Source organism: Peptococcaceae bacterium (assembly GCA_024655825.1).
Lineage (GTDB): Bacteria > Bacillota > Peptococcia > DRI-13 > PHAD01 > JANLFJ01.
In genome coordinates this window covers 1-16,412 of sequence record JANLFJ010000055.1, presented here as the reverse complement: position 1 = coordinate 16,412, position 16,412 = coordinate 1, and the positions used below count along the sequence as shown (strand labels likewise).

Sequence of the window (16,412 nt, the reverse complement as noted above, 5' to 3'; positions counted from 1 at the left end):
GCCGTGTATCCGTGATTTATAAGGGTTTGGTAAAATATGTCGCCAAACTCGGGTATTTATAGTAAAATAGATGCTGTGATGCAATATAATTATCTGCATGGACCAAAACTATCCCCGAAAGCGATGTGATTTACAATGGAATTTATAAAAGATGCCGCCGTTCTGGCCCTTCTCGTGATACTTTTCAGAAAGAAAGTACAGATCGGCCACGTTTTTATGGTCAGCGCGCTGCTCTTCGGGCTTCTTCACCACCTCGGACCTCTTCAACTGGGCAGGCTGGTCCTTTCTTCCCTGACCGACCCGTCCTCCCTGAACCTCTTTGCGGCCTTGTATTTAATAATCGTTCTCGAGGCGGTCATGCGCCGTTCCGGCCTGATCGACCGGCTGGTTTCCGGTATGAAGAACCTCTCGGGCGACCCGCGGTTCCCCATGGCCGCACTTCCTGCCATCATCGGCCTTCTTCCCTCTCCCGGCGGCGCCCGTCTCTCCGCTCCCCTGGTGGAAGAGGCGGCCAGGGAACTGGACCTGCCAGGCGAGCAGAACGCGGCCATCAATTATTACTACCGGCACATCTGGGAATACTTTCTTCCCATGTACCCTGCCGTCCTCCTGGCGGTGGAAATCCTTAACGTCTCCCTCGGCAAGTATATCCTGATCATGTCTCCGTTTACCATCGTCACCGTCCTGGCCGGTCTGGTCCTTTTCAAAAACGTCCCGGCGCGCGAAAAAAAGGAGGCTCCCCCCCGCTCTTCGACCCAGAACTGGAAACAGGTGCTGGAAGGGCTGGCGCCTGTCGCCGCCGTGGTAATCCTCGTGCTGCTGGTCAACATAAACGTTCTCATTGCCCTCCTGCTGGTGGTGACCTTCATTTTCGTGTTTTACAAGATAGAGTGGCCTTCCGTGCCGCCCATCTTGAAAGGGGCTTTTCAAATCCGCCTTCTTTACATGGTTTTTGGCGCTATTTACTTACAGGACGTGCTGGTGGCAAGCGGCAGCATCGACCGGCTTGCTGCTTTCTCCAGGGCAGCAGGCCTTTCCCCGCTGTTTATCGCCGTCATTTTCCCCTTGCTGGTCGGGCTTCTGACGGGAGTGACAATAGCCGGCGTCAGCATTGCGCTGCCCATCATCGTGACCCTGGCCGGCCCCGCCAACCTGCTGGCCCTGGGAAGCGCAGCCCTGGCTTCCAACATGGTTGGCGTAATGCTTTCTCCGATGCACCTGTGCCTGGTCATGTCCGTTGAACATTTCTCCGCTGATTTCGGCAGGTCATATTTCAAATTCCTGCTGCCGGAAGTTCTGGTGATTGTATTCGCCTTAATCTACGCCCAGGTTCTCTAAGCGAACCAACACGCCCAAATGGCATAAACGTGATTTATTGTTGATTTCCACACTATTTGCAAAGGAATGTGCAGCATGTCGATCTTTCTTGACCTGGCCGTGCTGGCCCTGATGGCCGTCCTGCTGTGGAAAGGCGTGCAGATGGGACATGTCATGGTTATATGCGCCGTGCTTTTCGGGCTTGTCCACCGGGTTCATCCCCTCGAACTCGCCAAGCTCCTGTTTGCTTCCCTTTTATCCCCTTCCACCCTTACCGTTCTACTGACGCTGGTGTTCATCACCATGCTGGAAAGCGTCATGCGCGAAGCCGGCCTTCAAAACTCGCTGGTCGAAGGGTTAAAAGAGGCCTCCGGCAATGACCGCTTTACCCTGGCTTCTTTACCGGCAGTGATCGGGCTTTTGCCATCGGCCGGGGGAGCCAGGTTTTCCGCGCCCCTGGTTGCGGAAGCCGCCAAAGGAGTCGCCGCCAACAGCGAACAAAAAGCGGCCATCAATTACTATTACCGCCACATTTTCGAGTATTTCCTGCCCGTATACCCCGCTACCCTGCTGGCGGTGGATGTGCTGGGCATACCCATGAGCCGGTACATGGCCTTAATGTTTCCCTTTACGGTAGTATCGACCCTGGCCGGATTTTTCCTTTTAAAAAAAATACCCGCTGCGCCAAAACAGGCGGCGCTCAATTCTTCGCTGGCCAAAAAAAAGGTGCTGGTGGGTCTTTTGCCCATTACCGCAGTCGTCGTGCTGGTGGTCTTTTTTAATGTCAGCATCCTCCTGGCCTTACCCTTGGTCACGGCCGGGACATTCTTTTATTACCGGCTGAGCGGCCGGCTTATTCTTCCCATTCTCAAGCAGTCCCTCGCCTGGCGCCTGCTATATATGGTCTTTGCCGCCCTTTACCTGCGCGATGTTTTGCTCAACAGCGGCAGCATCGAGCAAATGACGGCTTATTTCAACAGCCTGGGATTCGGTCATGCTTTCTTCGCCGTTATACTCCCTTTCATTATCGGGTTTTTGACCGGTTTCCCCATACCGGCGGTAACAATCGTCCTGCCTTTGGTAAAAGCCGTGGCCTCGCCCGATAACCTGCTTGTCCTTGCGGCTTTGAGCATGGTGGCCAACATCAGCGGCACCATGGTTACCCCCTTGCACCTCTGCTTCATCATGAGCATCGAGCATTTTTCCGCCGATTTCGCCGGCAGCCTGCGCAAAGTTTTTCTGCCGCAAGGGCTTGTTCTGCTGTCAGCATTTTTGTACTTTTGTTTGTTTTAACATTCATCCAAATAAAACGGCGAGTATCAACAGCGCCCTTGAATCGATCATCACCTTCAGCCTTCTTCTATGCGCAGCCCGCCGATGATCTCTTGCACATCGGCGATTTTTTCTTTTTCCAGCCAGCGTTCCAACCCTTCGATCACCTTAACCGCGCACAGTGGATCGTAGAAAGCGCCCGAACCGACTGCCACGGCAGTGGCTCCGGCCAGCATGAATTCAACGGCATCCTCCGCCCTGACGATGCCTCCCATCCCGACCACCGGTATATTCACCGCCCGGGACACCTGCCAGACCATCCTCAAGGCGACCGGTTTGACCGCCGGCCCGGAAAGACCCCCCACCACGCTGGCCAGCGCCGGACGGCGCGTCCTGGTGTCGATCGCCATCCCCAAAAGCGTGTTGATAAGCGAAACCGCGTCCGCCCCGGCTTCCTCGACAGCCCTGGCAATCAGGACAATGTCGGTGACATTGGGGGACAGTTTAACAATGAGCGGCAGCCTGGTCCTTTTTCTGGCGCTTTTCACCACCTCGGAAGCCATGGCGGGATCCGTCCCGAAAAACATGCCCCCTTCTTTTACGTTGGGGCAGGATATGTTCACTTCAAGGGCAGCGACGCCGGGAACCCCGTCCAGGCGGGCCGCCAGCTCGCCGAACTCTTCGCTGGAATGCCCGTTGATGTTGACGATGACGGGCACGCCGAAATTTGCGAGCCAGGGGATTTCTTCCCTTATTACGTAATCCACCCCCGGGTTCTGCAAGCCCACGCTGTTAAGCAGCCCGGCAGGAGTTTCGGCAATCCGGGGAGGGGGGTTCCCCAGGCGCGGCTGCAAGGTAATGCCTTTGACCACGACAGCGCCCAGCAGGCTCAGGTCATAAAAGTCGCAGTATTCCCGGCCAAACCCGAAGCAGCCGGAAGCGGTCATCACCGGGTTTTTCAGCCTGACCCCGGCAAGGTCTACAGCCAGGTTAACCATCAAAAATCACCTCGTTGCCTGTAAACACCGGACCATCCCGGCAAACCCTTTTATATGCCGGTTGACCGCCCTCACCCCTGACCTTGCAGACGCAGCCCAGGCAGGCCCCTATCCCGCAACCCATCCTTTCTTCCAGCGAGACCTGGCACGGCACGCCTGCTTCGATTGTTTTTGCGGCCACCGCTTTGGACATGGCCGGCGGGCCGCAGCAGTAAACCATATCGAGCCGCATCTGGCTGTTTAAGGCATCCAGGAGGTCTGTGACCATGCCCCTGTACCCGCAGGAACCGTCTTCCGTGGCCACCCGCACCCGGCAGCCAAGTTCGATAAAATCCTGCTCGCCGTAAAGTTGGTTCTTGCTCCGGGCGCCCAGCAAAGCGTGAACTGTTTTCCCCCGTTTCACCAGTTCGACGGCCAGGGCAACCAGCGGGGCGACCCCGGCCCCGCCCCCGATCAGGGCCACATTACGGGCGGTTTCCGGCCAGGAAAAACCATTACCCAGCGGCCCCACCACTTCTATTTCCCGGCCGGCGGGCACACGGCTCAGCAGCTCCGTGCCCCGGCCCACCACCTGGTAAACCAGGGCGATGGAATCGTTTTCCCGGTCAATCCTGTTGATGCTGAGCGGGCGTTTCAAAAACGGTTCAAGGGAGTCCGCCGTCTTTACCATGACAAACTGCCCGGGCACGGCCTCGGCAGCCAGCGCCGGCAGGGCTATCCGAAGGCGGTATAACCCAGTCAAAATCTGACTGTTTTCAATAACTGTCCCCCTTGCTGCCACCACCATTCAAAACACACCTTCCATACCTCTTTTTTATATTGCCTGTCCCGGCTCCTTTCGCTGCCCGGCGTTTAAAACTGTCAAACGGCACAAGTCGCCTACAGGCCGGGGGTAACCAGGCTGTCCCTGCTGCCGGGCTTGTAGAGAGGAATACCTTGCCTGCACAGCGGGCAGTCGGCAGGGTCGTAGTTGTCGATTTTCAAGGTGAGGAGCGAGCAATAGGGCACCGATATTTTGGCCCGGCCGTTGCTCCGGTCGACAATCGAGCCCACGCCTACGACCCTGGCCCCGTGCCCTTCCACCAGGTCCACCACCTCTTGGGAAGACCCGCCGGTCGTTATGACATCTTCCACCACCAGGACCTTTTGCCCAGGCTGGACCTGGAACATCCTTCTCAAGGTCATCTTGCCGTTTTCCCTTTCGGTGAAAAGGCCGGGAACTCCAAGCTGCCGCGCAACTTCGTAAGCGACGATTACGCCGCCCAGGGCGGGACCGACAACCAGGTCCGGCTGTTCCCGGCGAAAATGTTCGGCTATCGCGCCGCAAACCTTTTCCGAAAGAGCCGGTTCTTTTAACAGCAGGGCGCACTGGATATATATGCTGCCGTGCAGCCCGGAAGTGAATTTGAAGTGGCCTTCCTTGATGGCATCAACTCTTTTCAAAATCTCCAGCACTTCGTCCTGGGAAAGCATGTTCCCCACTCCTCCCTATCGTTTAATTTATCCGTCATCGCTTTTTAACCTGCCAGCGCAGCCTCGATTTCTTCCAGGACCCGCAGGGCCGCTTGGCGGGGGTTTACCGCCCTGGTTATCGGGCGCCCCACCACCAGGTAGTCGGCCCCCTCTTTGATGGCCTCGCCGGGAGTGAGGATGCGCTGCTGGTCATCCTGCGCCGCCCATGCCGGCCGGACCCCGGGGCAGACAACCAGAAATCCGCTGCCGCAGCTTTCCTTAACCAGCCGGATTTCCCCGGGTGAGGCCACGACTCCGTCCAGCCCTGCTTGCCGGGCCATCCTTGCCCACCTGGCGACGGTATTCTCTACCCCGTTCAACCCGATTGCCCGCAGGTCGTTCTCGTTTAGGCTGGTCAGAACGGTCACGGCCACCAGCAGTGGTTTTTCTCTCCCCAGGCGCAGCGCCTCTTCGCGGGCGGCCAGCGCCGCCCTTTCCATCATTTCCCGCCCGCCCGCGGCGTGGACGTTGAAGATGGCCGCCCCCTGGAGAACCGCCTGGCGGGAAGCCTGAGCAACAGTGTTGGGAATATCGTGAAACTTCAAATCGAGAAAGACTTCTTTTCCCCTTTCCCTTAACTGCGCGACGGCCTTTCCCCCGCTGGCCAGGTACAGTTCAAGCCCCACTTTGAAGCATTTTATTTCCGGCAGCCGGTCGACCATTTGCCCGGCTTCCTCCCAGGCGGGAAAATCCAGGGCCACGATAAGTTTGCCGGCGGCGGGATCACTGCTGTTCATTTTTTCTCCCCTTTTCTTGATTTTCGTATTGGTTGTTCTCCTCGCGCCCCGCAGGCAGCCCTCCCGGCAAGATAGTCCTGCAGCGCCTTTACCTCCAGGGCGTCCTTCCGCTGCCTGATGACCTGCAGCAGCCCAAACCCGGTGTCCAGCGAGGTGAGACAGGGAATGTTGAATTCAACGGCTGCCCGGCGAATCTGGAACCCGTCGCGCTGGGGTTGTTTTCCCCTGGTCATGCTGTTAAGAACGCAGGCCAGGCGGCCGCTGCGAATGAGGTCGAGCACATTGGGTTTGCCCTCGTTTATTTTTGCCACTTCCCGGACCGGCACATGGTGTTTCTTTAGGAAACCCGCCGTACCGGGCGTTGCCCAGATCGTAAACCCCAGCCCGGCCAGTGAGCGCAGCAGCGGCAGGGCTTCATCCTTGTCCTTGTCGGCAATGGTGGCCAGTATCTCGCCTTTTTCCGGGATGTGGTATCCCGCTCCCAGAAAGGCTTTGTGCAGGGCCGAAACGAAGTCTCCCGCCAGGCCCATCACCTCGCCGGTGGACTTCATTTCCGGGCCCAGGGAAGGCTCCACGTCCGCCAGCTTGTTGAAGGAAAACACCGGCATCTTGATGGCTACCAGGGGAAGAGGCTCGCGCAGGCCTCCCTCGTAGCCCAGGGAAGCAAGGCTTTCGCCAAGCATGATGCGCGTCGCCAGCCTGACCATGGGAATGCCCGTTACCTTGCTTAAAAAAGGCACGGTCCGGCTGGCCCGCGGGTTTACCTCCAGCACGTAGATGTCTTTTCCCCGGATGACAAACTGGATATTGATCAGGCCCCTGGCATTGAGGCTCAAAGCTATCCGCTCCGTGTAATCGACCAGCCGGTCCACCAGTTCCTGTTCCAGGGTCTGCGGCGGGTAAATCGCCACACTGTCCCCGGAATGGACGCCGGCCCGTTCCAGGTGTTCCATGATGCCGGGGATCAGCACCCTTTTTCCGTCGGAGACGGCGTCCACCTCCACTTCTTTGCCCTGTATATAGCGGTCCACCAGCACCGGGTGTTCCGGCGAGACCCGGACCGCCTCCTCCAGGTAAGCGGAGAGTTCTTCCTCGTTGTACACTATTTCCATGGCCCGCCCGCCGAGGACGTAAGACGGCCTCACCAGGACAGGGAACCCCAAACCGGCGGCGATTTTTTTGGTCTCATGGCGGCTCCTGGCCGTGCTGCCCCTGGGCCTGGGTATGCCCAGGCTTTCCAGGAGCGAGTCGAACCGCTCGCGGTCCTCCGCCCGGTCAATATCCTCCACGCTGGTCCCCAGCACGCGGACACCGTTTTCAGCCAGCGGCCTGGCCAAATTGATGGCGGTCTGCCCGCCGAACTGGACAACCACTCCCAGCGGTTTTTCGGCTTCAATCACGTTCAGGACGTTTTCCACGGTAAGCGGTTCGAAATAGAGGCGGTCCGACGTATCAGGGTCTGTGCTCACCGTCTCCGGGTTGTTGTTGATGACAATGGCCTCCACGCCGCTTTCCTTGAGCGCCCAGGCCGAATGGACGGAACAGTAATCAAACTCGATGCCCTGCCCGATGCGGATCGGCCCCGAACCCAGCACCACCGCCTTCGGCCTGTCCGAAGGCTGCAGTTCGTTTTCCTCGCCGTAGCTGGAATAGTAATAAGGCGTTGCGGCGTCAAATTCCCCGGCGCAGGTGTCAACCATCCGGTAGCCCGCGCTGACGCCCAGCTCCTTTCTCTCCCTGCGGACCTCGTTTTCTTCTTTCCCCATTAAAAAGGCGATCTGGTGGTCGCTGAACCCCGATTTCTTGGCCAGCAGCCAGTCTTCCCGCGACCAGTTTTTCTTGTTCTCCAGGCGCTTTTCCACCTGGACAATCTGGTTGATGCCTTCCAGGAAAAAAAGGTCAATCCCGGTAATGCCGTGGAGCTGCTCGGTTGAAATCCCGCGGCGCAAGCACTCGGCCACCGCAAAAAGCCTTTCGTCGTCCATCAGTTTCAGTTTGTCCAGCAGCTGGTTCCACGTGTACTTCGCAAAGTCGGGAACCAGGAGGGTGACAAAGTTCATTTCCAGTGAACGGATGGCCTTCAACAGCGCGGAAGCAAAGTTGCGGCCCAGGGCCATCACTTCTCCCGTGGCCTTCATCTGCGAGCCAAGAGTCCGCCTGGCCCGGGCAAACTTGTCAAAGGGCCAGCGCGGTATCTTCACCACCACGTAATCAATAGCCGGTTCAAAACAGGCCGAAGTGCTGCCGGTAACGCTGTTGGCAACCTCGTCGAGGGTAAACCCCAGGGCGATTTTGGCCGCCACTTTGGCGATGGGATAGCCCGTAGCCTTGGATGCCAGGGCGGAAGAGCGGCTTACCCGCGGGTTTACCTCGATCACGTAATAGCGGCTGCTGGAAGGGTCCAGTGCGAACTGGATGTTGCACCCTCCCTCGATGCCCAGGGCCCTGATTATTTTTAACGCCCCGCTTCGCAGCAGCTGGTAGTCCCTGTCCGAAAGGGTCTGCGTCGGCGCCACGACAATGCTGTCGCCGGTGTGGATACCCACCGGGTCGATGTTCTCCATGGAACAGACGGTGATGCAGTTATCCAGCGAGTCCCGCATCACCTCAAACTCGATCTCTTTCCAACCCGCCACGCTGCGCTCGACTAAGACCTGGCCGATCATGCTGTATTTCAAGCCTTTTTCCACTATTTCCGCCAGCTGCCCGGGATTTTCCGCAAAACCGCCGCCCGTTCCCCCCAGGGTATAGGCCGGCCTGACGATCACGGGATAGCCAATGCCGGCGGCGAAGGTCAGGGCGTCGCCGGCACAATTCACGATGGCGCTTTCCGGCACCGGTTCCCCTATTTGGGTCATCGTCTCCTTGAAGGCTTCCCTGTCCTCGGCCTTCTCGATGGCGGAAAGCGGCGTCCCCAGCAAGGCCACGCCTTCCCGCTCCAGCACACCGTTTTTAGCCAAAGCCATCGCCAAATTTAGCCCAACCTGCCCGCCCAGGGTGGCCAAAAGGCCCTGGGGCTTTTCCTGGACGATGATCTTCTCCACTATTTCCGGGGTGAGCGGTTCCAGGTAAACCCGGCCGGCGATGTCCGTGTCGGTCATGATGGTCGCCGGGTTGGAGTTGACCAGCACGACCTCCACCCCTTCTTCTTTCAGGGAACGGCAGGCCTGGGTCCCGGCGTAGTCGAATTCGGCTGCCTGCCCGATAACGATGGGCCCGGAACCAATAACCATGACCTTTTTTAATCCTTTCCTCTCAGGCACCCCGGTCATCCACTCCTTTCATCGTTCCAACTTCCCCGTCCGTTTTTGCAGCGTATTCCCTGACCATATCCAGAAACTCGCTGAAAAGATAGAATGTGTCCTGGGGACCCGGACAGGCCTCGGGGTGAAACTGCACGGAAAAAGCCTTCCGCTTTTTATGTCTTAACCCCTCCACCGTCTGGTCATGAAGGTTTATGTGCGTAACCTCGAGTTCATCGCCGGGCAAACTGTCCGGGGCGACAGCGTACCCGTGGTTTTGGGACGTAATGTAGACCCTGTTGCTGCGCAGGTCCTTGACGGGATGGTTTCCGCCGCGGTGACCGAACTTGAGCTTGTAAGTCCGGCCTCCCAGGGCCAGGCCCAAAAGCTGGTGCCCCAGGCAAATGCCCATCACGGGCACTCCCGCCTCCAGCACCTCCCTGATGGCGGGGAGGGCGTAAGCCACGTCCTGGGGGTCTCCCGGGCCATTGGAAAGAACAACTCCCTGCGGCCGGTAAGCAAGAATTCCGGCGGCTCCGGTCCCGGCCGGAACCACGGTAACCCGGCAGCCCAGGTTTCTCAAGGATCTGACGATATTCCCCTTGGCCCCGAAATCGACCACCACCACCGGGTGTGTGCCCCCTTCCAGGGTAAAGGCCTCTTGGCAGGTCACGCTCTTCACGAGACCGGGGCCGGCCAGCGGTGCCAGTTCCCGCGCTCTTCTTTTCAATACCTCCGGGTCCGCTTCCGTGCTGATGAGTCCCATCATTGTCCCCGCCTGGCGCAGGTGCCTGGTCAGGGCCCGTGTATCGATATCCTTGATTCCAACGATACCATGTTTAACCAGGTAGCGGTGAAGGTTCTGTTCGGCCCGGTAATTGCTGGGCTGCGGGCACAGTTCCTTGACGGCCAGCCCCCGGGCGGCGATCAGCGGCGATTCTTCGTCATTCCCGTTAACCCCGTAATTGCCGATCAAAGGATAGGTAAGCACAATGATCTGGCCGGCATAGGAAGGATCCGTCAGTATCTCCTGGTAGCCGGTCATGCTGGTGTTAAAGACCACTTCGCCGGCCGTTTCGCCCGCCATACCGATAGACTCGCCTTCGAATACCCTCCCGTCTTGCAAACAAAGATACGCTTTCAATCCTTTAATCCTCCTTTACCCGGCCATCCTCCATGACGACTTTGCCTTCCACTATTGTCATTACCGGCCAGCCCTGGAAGGTCCTCCCGTTCAACGGGCTGTTCTTCCCCTTGGAATAAAAGCTGCTGACATCAACCTGTTTCTTTAAACCGGGGTCGATGACGGTCAGGTTTGCAGGCGCGCCCGCTTCCAGCATACCGCGCCTGAGGTTCAAGACCGCAGCAGGGCCGGTGGTGAACCTGGCAATCAATTCCACCGGGCTCATCATCCCCGAGACCACCAGGGTATCCCAGCAAACCGGCACCGCCGTTTCCAGCCCGGAAATCCCGCAGGGGGCGGCGTCATACTCCTGTTCCTTTTCTTCTCTGGACCACGGCGCGTGGTCGGAAGCGATGACCCCGATGATCCCCGCGGCGACCGCCTCCCGGACGGCTTTTACATGTTCCGGGCCGCGCAGGGGCGGGTTGACCTTGGTGTTTGTATCGTAGCCCTTGACCGCTTCATCGGTAAGCAGGAGGTGGTGAGGCGTCGCTTCCGCCGTGACCTTTATCCCCTGGGCCAGGGCGAATTTCAACAGTTCCACGCTCCCTTTGGTGCTGATGTGCGCCAGGTGGAGCTTACCCGCCGTCAGTGAAGCGAGGAGGATGTCGCGCGCCACCATTATTTCCTCGGCCTGGGCCGGAATCCCTTTCAAACCCAGAAAAGTCGACCAGTACCCTTCGTGCATGGCCCCTCCGGCGCTGAGACTGCAGTCCTCGCTGTGGGAAATGACGGGGATGCCGAAAATTTTCGTGTATTCCAGGGCCCGCCGCATCACTTCGCTGCTGGTCACCGGCTTCCCGTCGTCCGACACCGCCACCGCGCCGGCCCGGTAGAGGGAACCTATCTCGGAGATCTCCTCGCCCCGCTGCCCTTTGCTGACCGTGCCGATGGGGAATACCTCGCACAACCCGGCCTGCCTCGCGCGGGCCCTGACCAGTTCCACAACCCCTTCGCTGTCGGCGCAGGGCCTGGTGTTCGGCATGGCCGCCACCGCGGTAAACCCTCCCGCCGCCGCGGCCCGGCAACCTGTGAGGATGGTCTCGTGAGCCTCGCCGCCTGGTTCGCGGAGGTGGACGTGCATATCGATAAACCCGGGAGCCACTATTTTCCCTTTCAGGTCATACACCTTAAGGCCCTTTCCCGAAAAGCCGCTGCCCACAGCCTTGATCCTGCCGTTTTCGATGTGAATATCCAGTTCTTTTTCCAGCCCGCTCGCCGGATCGATGACCAGCCCGCCCTGCAAGAGATATTCCATTGCTTATTCCCCCTTCTGTCCCAGCATCAGGTATAAGAGCGCCATGCGCACGGCAACTCCGCAGGTAACCTGTTCATTTATCACCGACTGCAGGCTGTCGGCCACCTCGGCGGAGATTTCGACCCCCCTGTTTATCGGCCCCGGGTGCATAACCAGGGCGCCGGGCGGCGCCGTTTTCAGCTTTTTTGCATCCAGGCCGTAAAGCTGGCTGTACTCGCGCAGGGTGGGAAACAGGCCGCTCTTTTGCCTTTCCATCTGGATACGGAGCATCATAACCACCTGGGCCCCGCGCAGGGCGTCTTCCAGGTCATAAGTCACTTTAGCCCCCATTTCTTCCATGCCGGGCGGCATCAAAGTGGGCGGCCCGCACACCCAAACTTCCGCGCCCATTTTTTTCAGTCCGATCACATTCGACCTGGCCACCCTGCTGTGCAAGATGTCGCCGATGATGGCCGCCTTCAACCCGGCCATGCCTCCCAGTTTTTCCTGGATGGTCATCATGTCGAGCAGGGCCTGGGTCGGGTGCTCATGGAAGCCGTCGCCCCCGTTGATGACATGCGCCTTAACCGTCCGGGCCAAAAGGTGGGGCGCTCCGGCCATTCCGTGGCGGATGACCACCATGTCGGTTCCCATCATTTCCAGGGTAAGCCCGGTGTCCTTCAGTGTCTCGCCCTTCACCACGCTGCTGGCCGTGGTGCTGATGTTCACCACATCGGCGCTCATGTACTTTCCAGCCAGCTCAAAAGATGTTCGCGTGCGGGTGCTGGGTTCGTAAAAAAGCGTAACCAGCGTCTTGCCCCTCAGGGTCGGTACTTTTTTAATATCCCGCTTGATGATGTTTTTCATTTCCTTCGCCGTATAAAGAATTTGCTCGATTTCGTCCCTGTCCAGCTGCTCCATGGACAAAAGGTCTTTGGCCCGCAGCCCCATGCTTACACCTCCCGTACGATTTCGGTCCCGGCTGTTTCACCATTGCACTAAAACAGCCTGCCCCTAAAGAAACCTTTAGTAAGCAGGCTTGACGACCATAAAACCACCTCACTTGCCTTGCCAGTCTCACGGGGCTGGCTTAAAGGTTTCGAGGGTTATTGTCACGTATGATCTTTTCACTTAATTATAGTTCTATTTGCTTACGCCGTCAATTGCCAGTTCCGTTTTTCGCTGCCTGTTTTCTTTCTTAATTCTTAATTCTTACATATTTCGAAAACTAATGTTATTATGTAAATGTAACCTCGTAGAACACCGTGGAAAGGAGGTTTTTGCCCTTGGAAACTCTTTTTTTCCAAATGTCCGAACGGATGGCCCTTGTTGTCACCATCGCCTTCCTCCTCACACGCTTTAAGGTTTTCCGCAGGATCCTTTATCACAACATCACCATCAAGGAAAAACTATTATTAACCTTCATCTTCGGTTTGATCGCGATTTTCGGCACTTACTCCGCCATTGAGATAAAGGGCGCCCTGGCCAATTCCAGGGTCATCGGCGCCGTCGTGGCCGGCCTCCTGGGAGGCCCCTGGATGGGAGCTGGGGCAGGTCTTATCAGCGGCTTGCACCGCTGGTCTCTGGGGGGGTTTACGGGCCTGGCCTGCGGCCTTTCCACCTTTACGGAGGGGCTGGTGGCAGGCCTGGTCCACAACAGGTTAAGAGGCCGCAAGATCGGGTGGGAAACCGGGCTTATAACAGGCCTGGTTGCCGAAACCCTCCAGATGATAATAATACTGCTGGTAGCCAAACCTTTTACCGCCGCGCTGGATCTGGTCAAAATAATCGCCGCCCCGATGATCATCTGGAACTCCATCGGCATCGCAATCTTCATCCTGATTGTCAGGAACGTGCAGGAAGAAGAAGAGCGGATCGGGGCCTCGCAGGCCCAAAAAGCGCTGACCATCGCCGAGGAAACTTTGAACATCCTGAGGCACGGGCTCAGCATGAAAACCGCCCAGGCCGCGGCCCAGGTCATCAAAAGGCACACCTCCGTCGCCGCCGTCTCCATCACCGACACCAGAACAATCCTGGCCCACGAAGGGCTGGGAAGCGACCATCATTTTCCCGGGCATCCGGTGATGACCGAGCTGACCCGCCAGGTGCTGGCCAGCGGGGTGATCCGGGTGGCGCAAAACAAAAAAGAAATCGGCTGCTCCTGCCCCACCTGTTCTCTCGCTTCCGCCGTGCTGGTCCCCCTCTTCTCCCGCGAACAGGTCATCGGCGCTTTAAAACTGTACAAAAACAAAGAAAACGCCGTTTCGCCGCTAGATCTCGAATTTGCCAGGGGGCTGGCCCACCTCTTTTCGACCCAGCTGGAAATCGCCGCGCTCGAAGAACAGGGCAAGCTCCTGAAGGAAGCGGAACTGCAGGCGCTGCAAGCCCAAATAAACCCTCATTTTCTCTTTAACGCCCTGAATACGGTCATTTCCTTTTCCCGTTCCAACCCGGAAATGTCCCGCAACCTTCTCCGGCATCTCGGCGATTTCTTCCGCAAGTCCATTTTGAACGACAAAAAACTCATTTCCCTGGCCGAAGAACTGGAAAGGATAGATGCCTATCTCAGCATCGAGAAAGCCCGTTTCGGCCCGCGGCTGCAAGTGCTAAAAGACATCGACGAACAAACCCTGGCCTTTCTCCTGCCGCCCCTCATCCTGCAGCCCCTGGTGGAAAACTGCGTCAAACACGGTATCCTTCCCAAACCTGAAGGAGGAGTGGTGTTCATCAAAAGCCACCTCAGCGACAATTTTGTCAAAATATCGGTTGAGGATAACGGCGTAGGAATGCCGGAGGAAACATTAAGCTCGTGCCTGAACAAGGCGCGAAAAAACGGCGGCAGCATCGGGCTGGTAAACGTGAACGAGCGGCTGGTCAACATGTACGGCCGTGAAACAGGCCTGATAATCCAAAGCGCGCCCGGGAAAGGAACTGTTTTTTCCATGCAGCTGCCGGTTAAACAACAGGAGGGGGGGCTCACGCATTGATCAAGGTGATGATCGTGGACGACGAACCGCCTTCCCAGGCTGAACTATCGTATATTATAAACCAGCACCCGGATTTCACGGTGGCGGGTGTGGCGGGTTCCGGGAAAGAAGCCTTCCAGCTCTTAAGCGCGATAAACCCGCAGGTCGCCTTCCTCGACATACAGCTTTACGATATAAACGGCCTGGAACTGGCGGAGAAGATCCTCTCGGTCAGGAAAGACACCTTTATTGTTTTCGCCACCGCGCACGACAATTTTGCCGTAAAAGCCTACGATTTAAATGCCACGGATTATGTGGTCAAGCCCTTTGACGAGCTGCGCATCTATAAAACCCTGGACAGGATACGCTCCTACCTGTCTTTGAAAAAAACCCAGGAAAAACTGCCGCCGCCCGGCCGTCCGCTGCCTGAGGAAAACCTGGACAGGATCTGCGCCGTAGACAGCGAAAAGTGGTGCGTGGTGGACTGCAGCAAGATCGTCTATATAGTAGCGGAGGAGCGAAAAACCTCCCTCAAGCTCCACCAGAACTCCCTGCCCTCCATTTACACCTTGAAGGAGCTTTACCGCCGCCTCAACAAGCGGGATTTTCTGCAGGTCCACCGTTCTTACGTCGTCAACCTGCGCTACATCAAGGAAATCATCCCCTGGTTCCACGGGAGCTATAAACTGGTGATGGACGACAAGGAGAAGTCCGAAGTGCCGGTAAGCCGCAGCTTCGCCAAACAGCTCAAGCAAAAACTGGGCATCAAGCCTGGTGAATAAACACGAATCGAGGGTGAAAACCAATGGATGAATGCTTTTTGGAACTCCTGAAAAAGCGATACGAAAACTACTACGACATACAGGCTCCTCCTTCTTTCGTCCCCTTTCCAGTGGACATTTACGCCCATTTTTACCAGAAAAGCCAAAAGTATTTCGCCAGCAAGAAGATACAGCTGTGGCGAATGGACCACGAGGAACACTGCTTTGTAAAGCGCTACGGCGCCCTGACCAGGACAGATGTGGACGACATGCTGGCCGTGTTGAAAACAGCTGCAGAAAAGCTGCCCAAACCCGGCCCGGACCATTTCAAGACGCTGATCACCGGGGTCTTCGTCTGCGAGAACCCTCTTTCACCGGAACTGCTTGGTTTTATCAACAGGTATAAGTTCAGCAAGCCCTTCAAGTTTTACCTGCACGGCTGGAGCGAGATCAGGCTGCTCGCCCTCGACAGGTCTTCCCGGCAGGTTATCTGCAGCCCGGCAGGAAAGGATGCCAGGAAATTTTACGCCGGCTTGCTGGCAAGCGATGCGGCGCCCGGCAATGTTTGATCCGAACCGCCCATGCCCGGCTCGCCGCTTATCTACAAAGAGGCTGCCCCCCGGCAGCCTCTTTCGCTTCCCGGTAAACCCGCCTGGTCCAGCAGCCGGCCTTAAGGCCGTTTCGGCGAAAAAGTTGTAATTTTGTACAAAAGTGCTGCATTTAAGTGCCTGTTTTGGACCTTTCGTGCAGGATGTGTTTCCAGTCATTTAAATGCCTGGTAGATTTATGGTGGATGGTCTCATCTTTGTTTTCTATCTTCCGGGCAGGCAAGTTTTGAAGAAAGGAGGGAAGCTTTTAATTGGCCTGCGGGAAGATACGAAATAAAAACAAATCCAAGGAGGTCATATTGTGAGCGCTTTATGGCTTATTCTAGGCGGGATTGTTCTTTTTATTGTCGCTTATATCACGTATGGCGCCTGGCTGGCCAGGCAGTGGGGGATCGACCCTTCCCGCCCGACCCCGGCTCATACAAAGCGGGACGACATTGACTACTGTCCCGCCAAAGCCCCTGTCCTGCTGGGACACCACTTCGCCTCCATCGCCGGCGCGGGGCCGATCACCGGGCCCATAGCCGCCAGCTTCTTCGGCTGGGTCCCCGTCGCCCTGTGGATAATCGTGGGCAGCAT

The 16,412-nt window shown here is 57.4% G+C and carries 14 protein-coding genes; 6 read left to right on the top strand and 8 right to left on the bottom strand.

Annotated features, from left to right (window positions below; all coding sequences use genetic code 11):
• Window positions 1–135 precede the first annotated feature (135 nt).
• The gene (locus tag NUV48_14505) at window positions 136–1,338 is read left to right on the top strand and encodes a DUF401 family protein (protein ID MCR4443342.1); all 1,203 of its coding nucleotides are present in this window, start codon (window positions 136–138) and stop codon (window positions 1,336–1,338) included.
• A gap of 75 nt (window positions 1,339–1,413) precedes the next feature.
• The gene (locus tag NUV48_14500; protein ID MCR4443341.1) at window positions 1,414–2,610 is read left to right on the top strand and encodes a DUF401 family protein; all 1,197 of its coding nucleotides are present in this window, start codon (window positions 1,414–1,416) and stop codon (window positions 2,608–2,610) included.
• A 56-nt stretch (window positions 2,611–2,666) separates the two neighbouring features.
• On the opposite strand, the gene NUV48_14495 is transcribed toward NUV48_14500, so the two are convergent.
• The 8 genes from NUV48_14495 to NUV48_14460 all read right to left on the bottom strand — a co-directional run bounded on the left by NUV48_14495 (window position 2,667) and on the right by NUV48_14460 (window position 12,449).
• Window positions 2,667–3,587 (bottom strand): dihydroorotate dehydrogenase, encoded by a 921-nt coding sequence (locus tag NUV48_14495; protein MCR4443340.1) that lies wholly within the window; start codon window positions 3,585–3,587, stop codon window positions 2,667–2,669.
• Window positions 3,580–4,374, bottom strand: coding sequence for a dihydroorotate dehydrogenase electron transfer subunit (locus tag NUV48_14490; protein ID MCR4443339.1), 795 nt, complete (start codon window positions 4,372–4,374; stop codon window positions 3,580–3,582). The genes NUV48_14495 and NUV48_14490 overlap by 8 nt, the downstream gene beginning before the upstream one ends.
• Window positions 4,375–4,466: 92 nt before the next feature.
• Window positions 4,467–5,060 (bottom strand): orotate phosphoribosyltransferase, encoded by a 594-nt coding sequence (gene pyrE / locus NUV48_14485; GenBank protein MCR4443338.1) that lies wholly within the window; start codon window positions 5,058–5,060, stop codon window positions 4,467–4,469.
• 44 nt (window positions 5,061–5,104) lie between these two features.
• Entirely contained in the window at window positions 5,105–5,836 is a 732-nt protein-coding gene (gene pyrF / locus NUV48_14480) for an orotidine-5'-phosphate decarboxylase (protein ID MCR4443337.1), read from the bottom strand.
• On the bottom strand, window positions 5,833–9,099 hold the full coding sequence (gene carB, locus NUV48_14475; protein ID MCR4443336.1) for a carbamoyl-phosphate synthase large subunit: 3,267 nt from the start codon (window positions 9,097–9,099) through the stop codon (window positions 5,833–5,835). Before carB ends, pyrF begins: the two co-directional genes overlap by 4 nt.
• The gene (carA, locus tag NUV48_14470) at window positions 9,092–10,222 is read right to left on the bottom strand and encodes a glutamine-hydrolyzing carbamoyl-phosphate synthase small subunit (protein ID MCR4443335.1); all 1,131 of its coding nucleotides are present in this window, start codon (window positions 10,220–10,222) and stop codon (window positions 9,092–9,094) included. Before carA ends, carB begins: the two co-directional genes overlap by 8 nt.
• A gap of 4 nt (window positions 10,223–10,226) precedes the next feature.
• Entirely contained in the window at window positions 10,227–11,519 is a 1,293-nt protein-coding gene (locus NUV48_14465) for a dihydroorotase (GenBank protein ID MCR4443334.1), read from the bottom strand.
• Window positions 11,520–11,522: 3 nt separating this feature from the next.
• Window positions 11,523–12,449, bottom strand: a complete 927-nt coding sequence (locus NUV48_14460) for an aspartate carbamoyltransferase catalytic subunit (protein MCR4443333.1) — start codon at window positions 12,447–12,449, stop codon at window positions 11,523–11,525.
• 335 nt (window positions 12,450–12,784) lie between these two features.
• Between NUV48_14460 and NUV48_14455 the strand changes: the two genes are divergently transcribed.
• The 4 genes from NUV48_14455 to NUV48_14440 form a co-directional block, all read left to right on the top strand.
• Entirely contained in the window at window positions 12,785–14,485 is a 1,701-nt protein-coding gene (locus NUV48_14455) for a sensor histidine kinase (protein MCR4443332.1), read from the top strand.
• 5 nt (window positions 14,486–14,490) lie between these two features.
• On the top strand, window positions 14,491–15,246 hold the full coding sequence (locus NUV48_14450) for a LytTR family DNA-binding domain-containing protein (protein MCR4443331.1): 756 nt from the start codon (window positions 14,491–14,493) through the stop codon (window positions 15,244–15,246).
• 23 nt (window positions 15,247–15,269) lie between these two features.
• Window positions 15,270–15,794 carry a hypothetical protein gene (locus tag NUV48_14445; protein MCR4443330.1) on the top strand — a complete coding sequence of 175 codons (525 nt, stop codon included), beginning with the start codon at window positions 15,270–15,272 and terminating at the stop codon, window positions 15,792–15,794.
• Between the two features lie 340 nt (window positions 15,795–16,134).
• Window positions 16,135–16,412: carbon starvation protein A (locus NUV48_14440; protein ID MCR4443329.1), on the top strand; the 278-nt coding region annotated here is incomplete at its 3' end.